Below are 14,677 nucleotides of genomic sequence, written 5' to 3'. Positions count from 1 at the left end.
GCAGTGACATCGCGACAACTGTCGCTCTTCGAGAGAGCCCCACCGCAGATCGGTCCCACGCGCGAGATCCTGCTGCGCGGCGCCCACGCAGACGACCCGCGCCTGCAGTACGGGCAGGCGCCCATGTTCATTGCTGGCCTCAGGCCAGATGATTGCCGGCGTCTGCTCGACTACGCCGAGCACGCGGTTCGTGACGGCCAGGTGGCGCGGCCCCGTCTGGACCTCTCCTCTTCCGCGAAGCCGAACTCCTGCTGCGGTCGGGCATCCGGAGACCTCTGGTTCATGACCAACGCGCGGGGCATCGACTTCAGATTCCGCGAGGACGACCAGCAGTCGGTCACCTGGGCGCGGCTCATCAGAGCCCGCCGCCAGCAGACCGAATGGGAGCCCGGCGTCGCCCAAGCCCGCGACCTCGCCGAGGCATACCGCTTGCTCTCCTGCTACGGCCGCTGCTACAGCGAAACGGCCGACTACAAGGACGGCTGGTCGCCCGTTCCACTCGTCGTCAGCCTGGCGAGCGATGTGCTCGGGCTCGGCGGCGACCCGGCCGTCCTCCGGGCCTCAAGGAGCTACATGACGGACGGCGTCGCACTCGCGCTCGCGCAACGAGGCTCCGCGTGAGCGGCGACCTGGTCGCTCGCCAAGCCGCCGGCACGCGGGCTCGCCGGCAGCCGTCGATCCCCGCGAATCGTGTCCGACAAGGAGGTCGCGCTTGGCGACTGAGAACCCGGCGCGGAGCGCCACCCTGGCGGTCGCGCCGCCGCCATCGAGACCGCCGACGAACGGCGGCCTCACCAGCGAGCAGACTGACGCCGTCACGCACGTCGGCGGTCCACTCCTCGTCTTCGCGGGTCCCGGGACCGGCAAGACCCGCGTACTGACCGAGCGCATCGCCTGGTTGATCCGCGAGCGGCACGCCGCGCCAAACGAGGTGCTCGCGCTCACCTTCACCTCGCGCGCCGCCGAGGAGATGCGCACGCGGCTGTCCTCGCCAACGCTGCTGGGCGAGGACGGCGTCAACGGGCTCACCGCAGGCACGTTCCACTCGATCTGCGCGCGCGTGCTGCGGTCCCACGCAGCCGTCTTCGGGCGCACCGACGCCTACACGATCTTCGACGACGTCGACCTCAGAAAGCTGCTGGTCACGACGCTCGCCCAACATCGCGAACCCATCGTCGCCGCTGCCGCTCGATGCGGCGAGGCGCCGCCGCAGGAGGTGCTGGACGAGATCGGACTGGCGAAGGGGCGATTGTGGAACCCCACCGTGTACGCGCAGCACAGCGACCACATCTCGGCCGCGTTCATCGCTGCGGCATGGACAGAGCTCGACCGCGAGCTGCTCGCCAGCAACGCCTTCACCTTCGACGACCTCATCACGTGCACCGCTTGGCTCCTGGCCGAAGCGGCCGGCATCCGAACGCACTACCAGGCCCGGTGGCGGTGGGTGCTCGTCGACGAGTTCCAGGACACCAACGCCGCCCAGATGGCGCTGGTCCGGCTGCTCGCCGGCACCGGCTACGGAGACAGCGGAGGCCGGCTGCTGGCCGTCTGCGACGACGACCAGAGCCTGTACAGCTTTCAAGGCTCTGAGATCGCCAACGTCCTGCGCTTCGGCGACAGCTTCCCCGGCCATCGCACCGTCGTCCTCAGCCGCAACTTTCGCAGCAGAGCGCTCGTGCTCGAGATCGCGTCCACCGTGATCCGCCGCAACCGCGACCGGCAGCCCAAGCAGCTCGACGCTGCTCGAGGGGCCGGAGGCGTCGTGCGCAGCTACTGCTTCGCCGACGACCAGGACGAGGCTCGGTGGATCACCAGACGCGTTAGCGACGCGCTCGCGAAGGGCATCAGCCCCGAGGAGATCCAGGTGCTGCATCCCGCGCGCTGGGTGTCGATGCCGCTGCAACGTGCGCTCGCGCAGGCTCGAATCCCGTACCGCGTGCTCGGATCGCTCGGCGTGCTGGAGCGAAGCGAGGTCAAGGACGCGCTCGCCTACGTCCGGCTGCTCGTAAATCCCCAGGACGCGCTGGCGTTCGATCGCGCCGTGGCCCGCCCGGCGCGTGGCATCGGCGAAGTCGGCCGTCGGCATGTCGTCGAGAGCGCCCGCGCCAGACGCATCGACCTGATCGCCGCTTGCAGTCAAGCGAGCTCGATCGCATCGCTGAACGTCAGACAACGAGAGGCGCTCGAGCAGTTCGCCGCCGGCATGAGCGCCGCGCGCGGCGCGCTGGCAGACGGCCGTTCGCTGACCCATGTCGTCCAGCAGCTCTTGGCGATGGACGGCGGCCTGATCGCCCACTACGAAGGCAAGCTCGCCGAGCGGACCAGTGCTCGCAAGCGGAGAGACACCGCGCGCGTGCTCGAGGATCTTCGGTCGATCGTCGGCGCGGTCAACGCCTACGAGTTGGAGAGCGAGGAGCCGACGACGCTGGCGGTCTTCTTGGAGCAGACGACCCCGATGCACAGCCGGACGCTGGAGGGAGAGGACAGACGGATAACGATCTCCTCGATCCATCGCGCCAAGGGCACCGAGACCTTGCTGGTCATCGTGCAGGGGCTCGAGGACGGTGTCCTCCCCGGCTGGCGCGCGATCGAGACGCCGGGCTCTGCGGTGATGGAGGAGCAGCGTCGGCTCTTCTACGTCGCCTGCACTCGGGCAAGAGACGTCCTCCTGCTCACGCACTGCGGCCGCCGGCATGACCGACGCAACCTGAAGCAGAGCCGCTTCCTGACCGAGGCCGGCTTCCAGACACAGTCCACCGGCGCGTGACCTCTCGGGCCGCGTCAACGACCAACGAAGGACGCCTCTATGTACCCACCGCTCGCGGTCGTCCCCGACCGAGACAACGAACATCCGCAGCGGCCGCCTGCGCCGGGGTCGGGGTCGAGCGCCAGACCGCCGCGCACGTCCCTCGGGGACCTCGCCAGCAAGCTCATCATCGTCCAGCGCAACGTTCACGAGGTGGTCAAGGACAGAACGAACATCGTCTCGGACTACGACTACGCCTCAGTCGAGGCGATCATGGGCGCAGTTCGCGACCCGATCGCCGACGCGGGCCTGGTGCTCACCATGAGCCTCGAGGAGATCAGAGATCGCGACTGCGTGCTGCAGAATGGGCAGAGAACGACACTCACCACGGTCCACATGGAGTACATGTGGATCGACAGGGAGTCCGGCGAAACGCTCGAGATAACGTGGGCCGGTCGTGGCGAGCATCCCTTGGCACTTGGGCTCGGCATGGCGTTCACCAACTCGACCAAGACGCTGATTCGCCAGCAGCTGCTGATCCCGCAGGCGGACGACCCCGAGCGCACCGACGCCACCGGTCAGCAACGGGCCGCGGCAGCAGGAGAGCCCGTCGAGCTTGCAACGGCAGGCGCGAGAAGATACCTCCGCAACCTGCTCGGCGAGCGGGACGCGACCGCGGCTCAGGCCGCGAACCTGCTCCGCACGCTCGCCGGCGCCCAGCCCCTTCCTGACGAGCGCGCGGCCGCGCAACTGGAGGAGCTGCTGGACAGAGTCCCCAAGCAGGTTGCCAGCGCTGCGATTGACCACCTCAAGGATGGCCACCCGCTCCCGGCGCCGCTCCGGGGAGCCACGCTCGCGACAGACGAGGCAGACGCCCCGGCGAGCGACGAGCAGCAGGCGCGGATCCAGTGCATCCAGGCTCACCGATCGATCAGCGACGTTGAGCTGGTGCAGACGCTGTGCGCAGTCACGGGACACCGTCAGATCCCGGCCGACGAGATCAGACCGGACGTGGTGCTCAGCGCGTTGGCGTGGCTCCCGCGGCAGCATGTCGACGCACTCACCGAACGGCTTCTCCGATTGGGAACCGACCCCAGGCAAAGCGCGCCGACCGACGCGCCACCGCCCCCCGCCCCGAGATTCGAGCAGGCCAGCACGATCATCGTGCCGCGCCCCGCGGCGGTGCCTGCCGACGATGACCGGCTCGCCGGATTCCGGGCATGAGCGCCGCACCGGCGCAGATCGAGACAGCCACCGACGCCGCGTACTCCAGCGGCACCCTCGACGCCGTCGCCGAGGCGCTCTTCCTGAGCTACCGCCACGGCGACCAGCTGCTCGATCAACAGCACAGCCAGCTCAAGGACGCCGTCGAGGTGCTGCAGCTCGCGCAGCTCGACGAGCAGACCCTGGTGGCTGCGCTCGCCCTCAGCCGGCAGTCGGCCGCCGAGCGCGACCGCAACTGGCGCGAGGTCTTCTGGAAAGAGGCTCTGCGGCGCGCATCGCACCACAGCACGGGCGACCGCCCACCGGCGTGGCTGACGACGCGGCACACGTAAAAGACCCGGACGACAAGGCCCGCCGCCTGCAGCGGGGCGAAACGCTCGTCCACCCTGACGACGGCCCGAGACCACACGCTCGCGGCAGACAGGAGCGATATTGGACAGACAAGCCACTCCACCGAGACGGCGAGGAGGCGCCCGCCGGCGGAGGCGAGCGCCGCACGAGGATCCCGCACAGCTCGCCTTATGGGGCCAGAATCCAGAGCCACCTGCGCAGCCGCCGCCGCCGTCAACGCTCTTCACGGCCGCCGAGGTGGCAACCACCGCGCCGGCAGCAACACCAGCGCCGACGGCAGCTCGTGCACCGGCATCGCTGACCGTGGTCGCGACTCCGGCCACAACGACGGCCGGCAAGAGCGGCCGCTCGGCGACCGCGCCGGTACCGGTCGGCTCGCCAGGGAACGCACCGAGCCGCCCGCCCACCGCCGTGCCAAGCGTCTCGTCGTCGTCCCCGGCAGAGCCGAGCGGCGGCGCGGAGCGTGAGAGCGCCTCCGGTCCGATCGTGCATGGCCTCGCCGCCGAGTCACGGTTCCGTCCCGTCTGCCAAGCCGAGCTCGCGCCAACAGGCGCTCGCGCCCGCGTCGACGCGAACCTCGCCGCGATCGAGACGCTTCGTCGCATACAGGACGAGCGGCGCCCGGCGACGCTGGCTGAGAAGCAGACGCTGGCGCGCTGGTCGAGCTGGGGGGCAGTCCCGTTCCTGTTCGACGAAGACCGGCTCGACTGGGCGATGGAGCGCCAGCGCCTGCGGGCTTTGCTCGACCACGCCGATTATCTCGCGGCGCGTCGTGCAACGATCAACGCGCACTTCACCGACGTGGCGTATGTCCGCGAGATCTGGGACGCGGTCGGAAGCCTCGGCTTCACCGCCGGCCGCGTCCTCGAACCGGGCTGCGGCGCCGGCGTCTTCATCGGCATGGCGCCGCCCGACGCCGAGATGACGGGCGTCGAGCTGGACCCCACAAGCGCCCAGATCGCCCACGCCCTGTACCCCGAGGCCACGATCCGCTGCGAGTCGTTCGCCAGAACGAGACTGCCTGAGGGCTCGTTTGACCTCGTCATCGGCAACGTCCCGTTCGGCGACATCACGCTCTACGACCCCGCCCGCCACCGTCGGTACTCGATCCACAACTACGTCATCATCAAGTCGCTGGCGCTCACGAAGCCCGGCGGCCTGGTCGCGGTCATCACCAGCCGCTACACGCTCGACAGCCAAAGCGACGCCGTGCGCGCCGAGATCCACGGCGTCGCCGATCTCCTCGGCGCCGTGCGCCTGCCGACCGCCGCGCATCAGAGAGCGGCCGGCGCGCGCGTCGTCACCGATCTTCTGCTGCTGCGACGTCGCGAGGCAGGAGCGCCGGCGACGCCCGCCGCGTGGCTCGACGCACCACTTCGTGATCTCGACAGCGGCGTCGTGCGGGTCAACCGGTACTTCGACGCCAACCCCGACCACATTCTCGGCGACTGCGTGGCTGACCGGGGCGTGAACGGGTCACCGACGCTCGGCGTCGAGCACCACGGCGCCTCGATCTCGAGCGATCTCCGGAAGGCCCTGCGCTCGATTACCGCGGCTCCGAGTCCGCCGGACGCGGTCCCCGACGACGAGAGCGACCACCGCGACGGCCGCATCGTCGCCACGTCCGACGGCGGCTTCGCGCGCATGGAGTCAGGCGCGTACGTCCCATTCGAGGTGCCGGTGAAGCGGCGGCCAGAGCTGCGCGCGCTCCTGCAACTGCGCGACGACGTCCGCGCGCTCCTGGCCAAGGAGGCGGCGACGACCGGCGACCATCCTTCGCTGGACCAGATGCGAGCCGGCGCGCGCGCCCGCTACAAGCGATACGTCGCCGCCTACGGCCCGATCAACCGCTTCACGAAGCGGTGGACCGGGCATCGCGACGAGCGCGGCGAGCCGAAGATGGCTCGCATCGTCCCGCCGGTGATGCGGCGGCTGCGCAGCGATCCTCACGCGCCGCTGGTGGCGGCGCTGGAGGTCTTCGACGAGCAGACGCAGAAGGCGGTCCCTGCCGCGTTGCTCACCCGTCGCACGCTTCACCCGCGTGCGGCGATCTCGACGGCCGAGACGCCGGCCGACGCGCTGGCCATCTGCATCGAGCAGGTCGGCCGGGTCGATCTCGCCCGCATCGGATCGCTGCTCGGCGTGGCGCCCGACGCTGCGCGCGACGCGCTTGGCGCCCTGGTCTTCGAGGACCCGCAGGACGGCGAGCTGGTCCCTGCCACCGAGTACCTTTCCGGCGAGGTTCGCTCCAAGCTGACCGCAGCGATCGCCGCGGCCGCCGGCGACCCGCGGTTCACCGCCAACGTGAACGCGCTGACCGAGGTGCAGCCCGTCGACCTTGGCGCTGAGGAGGTGCACGCGCAGCTCGGCGCGGGCTGGATCGACGCGGAGACCCATCAGGAATTCCTGCGCGAGATCCTGTCCGACCCGGGCGCACAGGTCGAGAGCGCAGGCCGAGGGATCTGGGAGGTACGCGGCAACCGCACGTCGATCGCAGCCACGCAGGAATGGGGCACCGAGCGCGTCGATGCCACCGAGATCGTCAGAGCGATCGTCGAGCAGCGTCCGATCGAGGTGCACGACGTCACCGTCGATGAACGGCGCATCTTCAACGCTGAGGAGACCGCCGCAGCCAACGAGAAGGCCGACGCCCTGCGCGAGCGATTCAGCGAGTGGGTGTGGGAGTCGCCCGAGCGCACGACGCGTCTGCTGCGGGTCTACAACGACCTCTACAACGCGTGGGTGCGGCGCGACTACGCCGCCGACGGCGAGCGGCTGACGCTGCCCGGCCTGGCCGAGTGGTTCACGCCCCTGAGCCATCAGCGCACCGCGGTCGCGCGCATGATCAACGAGCCGGCCGTGGGCCTCTTCCACTGCACCGGCGCCGGCAAGACCGCCGAGATGGTGATGGGCATCATGGAGCTGCGCCGGCTGGGCATGGTCAGCAAGCCGGTCGTCGTCGTCCCCAACCACATGCTCGAGCAGTTCTCCCGCGAGTGGATCCAGCTGTATCCGCAGACGATGCTGCTGGCAGCATCGACCGACGACCTCACCCGCGCGCGCCGGCGCAACTTCGTCGCCCGCGTGGCCACCAACGACTGGGATGTCGTCCTCATGACCCGCACCGGCTTCGAGCGCCTGCCGGTCCAGCCCGAGACCGCGGCGGCCTACCTCGAAGCGGAGATCGCCGAGATGCGGGAGATGCTCGCCTTCGCCGAGAGGTCGGCTCGCCTGACCGTCAAGCGCGTCGAGAAGGCGATCGCGCGCTTTGAGGCGCGGGTGGAAGAGCTGCTCGACGGCGAGGTCGACCCGGCGGTGACGTGGGAGGCGACCGGCTGCGACTACGTCGGCTGCGACGAGGCGCACGACTACAAGAACCTCCACACCACGTCGCACATCACCGACGCGGCGATCGAGGGATCCAGACGCGCGAGCGACATGCACCTCAAGCTCGACTACCTCCGGCGCATCCACGGCAACCGCGTCGCGACGTTCATGACCGCGACCCCGATCGCGAACTCCGTGACCGAGATGCACGTGATGACCCGCTACCTCCGTCCCGACCTTCTGCAGCGGCTCGGCCTCACCGCCTTCGACGCCTGGGGGGCGGTGTTCGGGCAGCCTGTCACCAAGATCGAGATGGCGCCCAGCGGCGGCGGCAACTATCGCCTCAAGACGCGCTTTGCGAGCTTCAAGAACGCGCCCGAGCTGCTCAGCATCTTCCACGTCTTCGCCGACGTGAAGACCGCCGAGCAACTCCAGCTTCCCGCTCCTCCGCTGCGCGAGCGAGCGGACGGCGCACGTCTGCCGGAGACCGTGGTGGTGCCCGCCTCGCCCGAGGTGCGCGAGTACATCGCCGCGCTCGGCCAGCGGGCCGATGCGATCTCCAAGCGGCAGGTCACCCCAGCCGAGGACAACATGCTGAAGGTCTCGACCGACGGTCGCAAAGCCGCGTTGGACATGCGGCTGGTCACCGGCCAGCCGGCGACCGGCGAATGCAAGCTCGACCGCGTCGCCGACAACGTCGCCGCGATCTTCCACGAGCATCGCGACGTCACCTACCGCGACACCGAGACCGGGGAGATCTCGCCCCAGACCGGCGCGCTGCAACTCGTCTTCTGCGACATGGGCACGCCGGGGCCGACGTGGAACGCCTACGACCACCTCCGCGACTTGCTCGTCGCCCGCGGCGTGCCGCGCGAGATGGTGCGCTTCATCCACGACGCCAGAACCGTCGAGGAGAAGGAGCGGCTGTTCGCCGCAGCACGCGCCGGCTACGTCGCCGTCCTGATCGGATCGACCTCGAAGATGGGGGTCGGCACCAACGTCCAGGCTCGCTGCATCGCCGGCCACGACGTTGACGCCCCGTGGCGGCCCGACGGCGTCACGCAGCGCTTCGGCCGCGGCGGGCGGCGGGGCAACCAGAATCCCGAGATACGCTGGTACCGGTACGTCGTGGAGGCGAGCTTCGACGCCTACATGTGGCAGACGATCGAGCGCAAGCAGCGGTTCATCGATCAGATCATGAGCGGCCGCCTCGACGTCCGCGAGATCGAGGACATCGGCGACGCCGCGCTCACCTTCCAAGAGGTCAAGGCGCTGGCCTCGGGCGATCCGCTCATCCTCGAGAAGGCATCCGCCGACGCGGAGCTGGCACGGCTCGAGCGCCTCGAGCGCGCCTACCACCGCAACCAGAACGCGCTCCGTCGAAGCCATGAGCGGTTGACCATCCAGGAAGAGGACCTCGCCCGGCAGATCGCCGGATACGAGCAGGCGCTGACCGTCGTGACGCCGACTCGGGGGGACGCGTTCGAGATGACGATCGGGGCCAATCGAGCGACGGCTCGTAGAGAGGCCGGCGAGCACGTCGCGCGGTGGCTGCGCCACCACGTCAGCGGGCTCGACGAGCGCGGCTGGCACCACCTCGGAAACCTCGGAGTCCTCGGCGGACTCCCAATCGCCGCAGCCGTGCTGCTCGACGGGTCCGAGACCCGAGCGATCTTGCGGGTCGACGGGTGCAAGCTCCTCCCGGCCGAACGCTCGATGCGCGTGCTCGACGCCGGCGCCGCGTTCTACATGATCCAGCAGCTGGAGAATCAGATCGCTCAGATCCCCGCGGCTGCCGAGGCCGCCCGCCGGTCTCGCGAGCAGGTCGTCGAAGAGGCGCGGCAGGCGCTCGCGGCGATCGGGCAGCCGTTCAAGAACGAGGAACGTCTCGCTGAAGCCCGTTCCCGCTGCACGGCGGTCGAGCAGGAGATGGAACGCGACCAGCGCGCCGCCAACGTCGCAGAACTCGCGGCAGTCGCAGCGCCAAGAACCTCAGAGGCGCCGGCCGCAGACGCGGCTCTGGCACACGCAGCCTGACCAATCTGCGGCACAGCCGTGCCGAAGAGGGGGGCACAGACGACCCCGGTCGTCCGACATCCCCCGAACCTGCGCCACCGGCACACCCGCCGGCCGCGACGAAAGGACGGTCGACCGTGCACGTCAACGTCTACTCGAGCCTGCTCGGCGGCTGGGCTCGACTCACACCACCAACACCCGAGCATCCGTACTGGCACGACGCCGACGACGGAACGCCGTACGACCTCCGGACCGCGGTCGGCGACGGCTGGCCAGACACCGTCATCGCCGTTCACCACGCCCACGTCACCGCCGTCGCCAACCTGCTCAGCCGAGCGATGGCGATGGACCCGATACGCGACTTCGCCGAGCGCCGCCGACTCGCGCACGCCGCATCGCTGCTCGCTGGCGAGGTCGGCGGACTGCCGACCTCGCCGTTCCAGACACGACCACGAACACGGGCGACACCGACCCCTGAAAGGAACTGAGCATGACCGACACGAGACGATCGCAGGCCAGGCCGCCGCTCCTCAACGAGTTGCTCATCGGCCCATTCGCCACCGCTCCCGGGCTGCTGGGCTCCAACCGCTTCGAGGACCTCGCCGAAGCCTGCGACGCGACCTACGAACGCGTCGACGGCTCGCACCCGCTCGAAGACGCCGACGGCCGCATGCCCTACAACACCGGCTACCGCGGCGCCGCCGTCCCCGGGCGCGTCGTCGAGCTTCCCGTCGCCAGACGACGCCGGCGCGCCGCACGCGCGGCGTGACCGCGCTGGCGGACGTCGCACGCCGCACGCCCCTGCCGCACAGCGCGCAGCGACAGACCCGCGCCGGCCAGTTCAGCTCCGAGCAGCTGGACGCCGGCGCGGTCACAAGCCTCGTGCTGCTGCGCGGCCGCCGCATCATCCAACCCGACACGCTCGAGCTGGTCGCAGAACTCGGTGAGGACGACGTCTGGCGCGACGCCGACGGCATCCCGACCGAGTCGATCGCCGTACCCGTCCTGCGCGCGGTCCCACGCCCAGACCCCGACCTCGCCGCGGAAGAGCTGCGCCGGCGAGACCAGAAGTGGCTCAAGGACGCGCTCGACAGCGTCCGGCGCCTGGCCGAACGCGAGGCCGAGATCACCACCGAGGACGTCCGCGACGTCCTCACGACGTTGCCGCGCGACACCCGGTCGGGCCTCAGCGTCCTGATGAACCGCGCCGCCGAGCGGCGCTACATCGCCCGCACCGACGCAACCACCCCGTGCCGCCGCAGGCAGAGCGGCGGCCGACGCCTGCGCGTCTGGCAGTCGCTCCTGCTCACCGACACCGACGAGAGGACCCGACAGGCCGCATGACCGACTCCATCACCGGCGAGCTCGCGATCCGCTACCAGGACGGCGAGTTCCGCGACGCCAAAACCGGCGCGATCATCGCCTACCTCGACGAGGACGGGATCCTGCGCTCGCCCGACGGCGCACCAGCCCACGGCTTCGAGCTGCCCTTCCCAACCCCCGCGGCCGCCGTGAGCCCGACCGCCCGTGTCGAGCGCAACAGAGAACTCGACGCCGCGTGGTTGCAAGCGTCAATCAGAGACGTGCAGGCGCTTGCAAAGAGACACGACGAGTTCACCACAGACGAGGTCTGGAGCGTCTTGAGCATGCCACCCCGCGAGGACCGCCAGATCGGAGGTCTGATGGCCGCGTGCCGCGCACGCGGCTTCGTCGAGAAGACCGACGCGACCCGCCCCTCAGTACGCCCGTCTTGCAACCGTAGGCCAATCCGGGTGTGGAGATCGCTGCTCTGCGATGGCACCACACCCTCGCAGCTCTTCTAGCAGGCCGCCGCCGCTGGGAGCGTCCCGGCAGGCGGCATGCTCCACCCACCTCTGAAAGGAGGTCCATGAACGGACCCGCAGCTTCAGCGCCGCGGCGAGGACCGCGGACCTCGTCGCGCCCGTCGGCGCCTCGCCGCTTCAGCTGGGCGGTCGGCGTCGGCGTCTTCGGCGACATCACCTTCCCCTCTGGCGAGCGACAGCTGATCGAGACCGTCCGGATGACCGAGTCCGAAGCGGTCGTCGTCGACCTCGCCGACGGCGCCCGGCGCGTGTTCGACTACACCGACGGGCACCACCTCTTCACGCCGGTCACCCTCGAGGTCGCAGCCGACCGCGCTGGCATGCCGGCCCCGGTCACGCTCGCCGTCGGCGACATGCTGCGCCGCATCGACCCGTTCCACAGCGAACGGCATCTGAACGCCCGTTTCCGGGCGCTCAACGCGATGATCTTCGACCGCAGACTTCCCTGCGCCTACAGCCTGCTGCTCGCCGCTCGCAGAGCCTGGGGCGGACGGTACGACGGCGCGCACGGCGAAGACCCCGAACAGACGGCCGCCAACGTCGCCACCGCGATCGCCCGCCAGCCCGAGCTGACCGTCCACGACGCGCTCGCGAACCAGCTGGCCCAAGACAGCGGCTTGACCGACGACCCTAGCGCGCTTCGCGCGCTGCTCGACGACTGCGGCTGGACCGACACCCTCGCCGATCTCGACCACCTGCTGGTCGCCCACGCCGACGCCGAGGCCTATCCCGTCGCGTTGCTCTCGCAGCGTCCGCCGGAACCAGCACCGACGGCTTCCAGCGGCCCCGATCGCGCGCCGGCCGGTCAGCACGAGCAGCTCTCACTTCTCTAGATCCGAAAGGACATCCGATGCAACGAGTTCACGCCGAGACGACGGCGTTGCCGCCGCGTGTGGAGGCCGTCATCGACCGTGCCCGATACCTTCCCCACGAGGACCCCGTTGGCCGCCGTCTTCGGATGGCTTTGGACGGACCGTTTTGGTCAGGCAGCGCGACCACGCGGCTCAGTCGCGACGCGGTGATCCGGATGCGCATCCGCTGCGAGCCGTTCCGAGCAGCCCGCACCCGGACGGGGGCGAGGCCGTAGTCGCCCTTGCGGGCTCCGAGCTCGCGCCGCTCACATGGCGCGACCTCCGGAGCGGTTCCTACCACCGGTACCGCGGCCGCTTCGACGACCTGTTCGCCGGCATGGGCGGCATGCACGCCGCCGGCCGGCTGGTCGGGATGCGCGGCAACATCAGCGCCAATCACAACGCCAAGGCGTTCTTTGCCCACAGCGAGAACTTCCCCGACGTGGAGCACCTGATCGGCGACATCAGCGTGCTGCATCCGGCCAACCTTCACGGCGAGGCCGACATCCTCCTCGCCTGCCCGGAGTGCCGGCTGCACAGCCGCGGTCGCAACTATCAGGAAGCAGTCTCTGAGCTTGGAGCGTGGGATCCCAGACGTGAGGGCGAGCGCTCGCGCGCGACGATGTGGTGTCCGCAGCGAATGGCCGCATACCGTCGCTACGAATACATCCTGCTGGAGAACGTCGTCGAGGTCGTCAAGTGGAACCAGTTCAGGAACGGGAACTGGCTCAAGGGCTGGAAAGACCTCGGCTACGTCGTCGAGATGCACTGCATAAATGCGGCGTTCTTCTACGCGCCGCAATCCCGCGACCGCGTCGCGTTCGTGATCCGCCGCGTTGGCGCACCCCGGCCGAATCTGGACTTCCGCCCCCGCGCCTTCTGCTGGCACTGCGTCAGAGACGTTCACGGGATCCAGGCATGGAAACCTGCCGCGCTGCGCAACAGAACGCCGGTCGGCCCGGCAGGAAAGTACGGGCCCCAGGGCCAGTACCTCTACGCCTGCCCTGAATGCCGCTCGGTCGTCTCGCCCTACATCGTCCCGGCACGGACTGCGATCGACCCACATATTCCCGCCACCCGCATCTGCGACCGCGAGAAGCCACTCAGACCCAAGACGATGGCCCGTCTGCATCGCGCATGGGAGCTGCGCGGCGCCGTTGCACAGCTGACGACCGTCAACGGCCGCGACCCACGAACCACCTCGCCTCGGCCGATCTGGGTTCCAGCGCCGACCGTCACCGCGCAGCACGAGCTCGCGTACCTCGCGCCCGACATGATCGTGCCGCTGCGCAACAACACCGTCGCGCGCGACGTCGGCCAGCCCGCGCACGCGCTCTGCGCATCGGGCAACCACCACGCGATCGTCGGACCTGACCAGGAAGGCGCCATCGCTCGCGAGACCGCGCACCAGCCGGTCGCCACGGTCACGACCAAGGGCAACCACATGGTGCTCGTCGGTCCCAACCGCACCAACAACGTCGCCCGTGAAAGCAGCACCCAGCCGGCGGCGACGGTCACCACCGCCGAGGGCGGCGGGCTCTTTGCCGTGCAGACCACCAGCCGCGACATGGTCGTTCAGGTGTCGGGCAACACCTACGAGCGGCCGGGCAGCGGCTACGTGCGCGCTTGGCCGCTTGACGCGCCCGCTCCGACGCAGAGCACGAGCCTCGAACGCGGCGTCCTGCAGGAGCACCAGGCGATCCTCCCGCCCGGATCGAACTCATCGGCGCGGGACGTCGACCAATCGCCGGCACCGACGCAGGTCACCACCGTGCGCCCGAGCCTGCTCGGCGGTCTGCCCGTGCAGGAGCGCGGCTTCGCGATACGCCCGGACGACGTCGACTACCTCACGAGCTACTACGGCAACCCAGGGTCGCCGCGATCGCTCAACGAACCCGCTGTGACGCAGACGACCCGCGACCGGCACGCCGTCCTCACCCCCGCCGGCGGCCCACCGCAGCACCAGCTCGCCGACTACAAGGCCGGCCCCACGCGCGGCACCAACGCACTGTCGCAGACCGCCACGCGGCTGGAGGAATGCACCTTCCGCATGCTCGTTCCCAAGGAGGCGCAGGCGCTGATGGATCTCGTGCTGCGCCCCGACGGCGAGATCTTCAAAACGATCGAGCTGACCGACCCCAGAAACAGGATCAGAATCTGCAACTCCGACGCCGTGCGCCTCGCCGGCAACGCCGTCTGCCAGACGCTCTTCGGCAACATCATCCACCGCATACTGCTGGCACGTGAGGGCGCGATGGTCGCCGAATCCCAGCGCCCTGTCTGGAACGCGCTTGCCCGCCGATAGCGACGGGACGCTC

Annotated in this window: 11 protein-coding genes and 1 pseudogene; all 12 read left to right on the top strand. The window is 69.7% G+C overall.

Annotated elements, in window-relative coordinates; translation table 11 throughout:
* The first annotated feature begins 3 nt into the window (after positions 1-3).
* The 12 genes and pseudogenes from Q7L73_RS10545 (at position 4) to Q7L73_RS10490 (ending at position 14,664) form a co-directional block, all read left to right on the top strand.
* A complete protein-coding gene (locus tag Q7L73_RS10545; RefSeq protein WP_304690408.1) occupies positions 4-621 on the top strand; it encodes a hypothetical protein in 618 nt (205 codons plus the stop codon).
* 91 nt (positions 622-712) lie between these two features.
* Complete coding sequence (locus Q7L73_RS10540) at positions 713-2,767, top strand: ATP-dependent helicase (protein WP_304690407.1); 2,055 nt, start codon at positions 713-715, stop codon at positions 2,765-2,767.
* 39 nt (positions 2,768-2,806) lie between these two features.
* A complete protein-coding gene (locus Q7L73_RS10535; protein ID WP_304690406.1) occupies positions 2,807-3,970 on the top strand; it encodes an ERF family protein in 1,164 nt (387 codons plus the stop codon).
* On the top strand, positions 3,967-4,302 hold the full coding sequence (locus tag Q7L73_RS10530; protein WP_304690405.1) for a hypothetical protein: 336 nt from the start codon (positions 3,967-3,969) through the stop codon (positions 4,300-4,302). Before Q7L73_RS10535 ends, Q7L73_RS10530 begins: the two co-directional genes overlap by 4 nt.
* A 733-nt stretch (positions 4,303-5,035) precedes the next feature.
* Positions 5,036-5,308 (top strand): annotated as a pseudogene (locus Q7L73_RS28710) (hypothetical protein); the annotation flags it as partial.
* Positions 5,309-5,530: 222 nt separating this feature from the next.
* Positions 5,531-9,685, top strand: a complete 4,155-nt coding sequence (locus Q7L73_RS10520; protein WP_304690403.1) for an SNF2-related protein — start codon at positions 5,531-5,533, stop codon at positions 9,683-9,685.
* A gap of 116 nt (positions 9,686-9,801) precedes the next feature.
* Positions 9,802-10,152, top strand: a complete 351-nt coding sequence (locus Q7L73_RS10515) for a hypothetical protein (RefSeq protein ID WP_304690402.1) — start codon at positions 9,802-9,804, stop codon at positions 10,150-10,152.
* 2 nt (positions 10,153-10,154) lie between these two features.
* On the top strand, positions 10,155-10,433 hold the full coding sequence (locus Q7L73_RS10510; RefSeq protein WP_304690401.1) for a hypothetical protein: 279 nt from the start codon (positions 10,155-10,157) through the stop codon (positions 10,431-10,433).
* Positions 10,430-11,008, top strand: a complete 579-nt coding sequence (locus Q7L73_RS10505) for a hypothetical protein (protein ID WP_304690400.1) — start codon at positions 10,430-10,432, stop codon at positions 11,006-11,008. The genes Q7L73_RS10510 and Q7L73_RS10505 overlap by 4 nt, the downstream gene beginning before the upstream one ends.
* Positions 11,005-11,487, top strand: a complete 483-nt coding sequence (locus Q7L73_RS10500; RefSeq protein ID WP_304690399.1) for a hypothetical protein — start codon at positions 11,005-11,007, stop codon at positions 11,485-11,487. The genes Q7L73_RS10505 and Q7L73_RS10500 overlap by 4 nt, the downstream gene beginning before the upstream one ends.
* 65 nt (positions 11,488-11,552) lie before the next feature.
* Complete coding sequence (locus tag Q7L73_RS10495; RefSeq protein WP_304690398.1) at positions 11,553-12,341, top strand: hypothetical protein; 789 nt, start codon at positions 11,553-11,555, stop codon at positions 12,339-12,341.
* A gap of 145 nt (positions 12,342-12,486) precedes the next feature.
* Positions 12,487-14,664 carry a DNA cytosine methyltransferase gene (locus tag Q7L73_RS10490; RefSeq protein ID WP_304690397.1) on the top strand — a complete coding sequence of 726 codons (2,178 nt, stop codon included), beginning with the start codon at positions 12,487-12,489 and terminating at the stop codon, positions 14,662-14,664.
* Positions 14,665-14,677: the final 13 nt, after the last annotated feature.

The sequence above is a fragment of the Conexibacter sp. CPCC 205762 genome (assembly GCF_030646155.1).
In the GTDB taxonomy this organism is placed as follows: Bacteria; Actinomycetota; Thermoleophilia; order Solirubrobacterales; family Solirubrobacteraceae; genus Conexibacter.
The sequence above is the reverse complement of the archived record's forward strand: the minus strand, read 5'-3'. Positions and strand labels throughout refer to the sequence as shown.

Excerpts from the sequence above, each read along its gene's own strand:
- Q7L73_RS10535 (WP_304690406.1), top strand. The coding sequence starts at position 2,807 with ATGTACCCACCGCTCGCGGTCGTCCCCGACCGAGACAACGAACATCCG.
- Q7L73_RS10530 (WP_304690405.1), top strand. The coding sequence starts at position 3,967 with ATGAGCGCCGCACCGGCGCAGATCGAGACAGCCACCGACGCCGCGTAC.
- Q7L73_RS10510 (WP_304690401.1), top strand. The coding sequence starts at position 10,155 with ATGACCGACACGAGACGATCGCAGGCCAGGCCGCCGCTCCTCAACGAG.
- Q7L73_RS10500 (WP_304690399.1), top strand. The coding sequence starts at position 11,005 with ATGACCGACTCCATCACCGGCGAGCTCGCGATCCGCTACCAGGACGGC.
- Q7L73_RS10495 (WP_304690398.1), top strand. The coding sequence starts at position 11,553 with ATGAACGGACCCGCAGCTTCAGCGCCGCGGCGAGGACCGCGGACCTCG.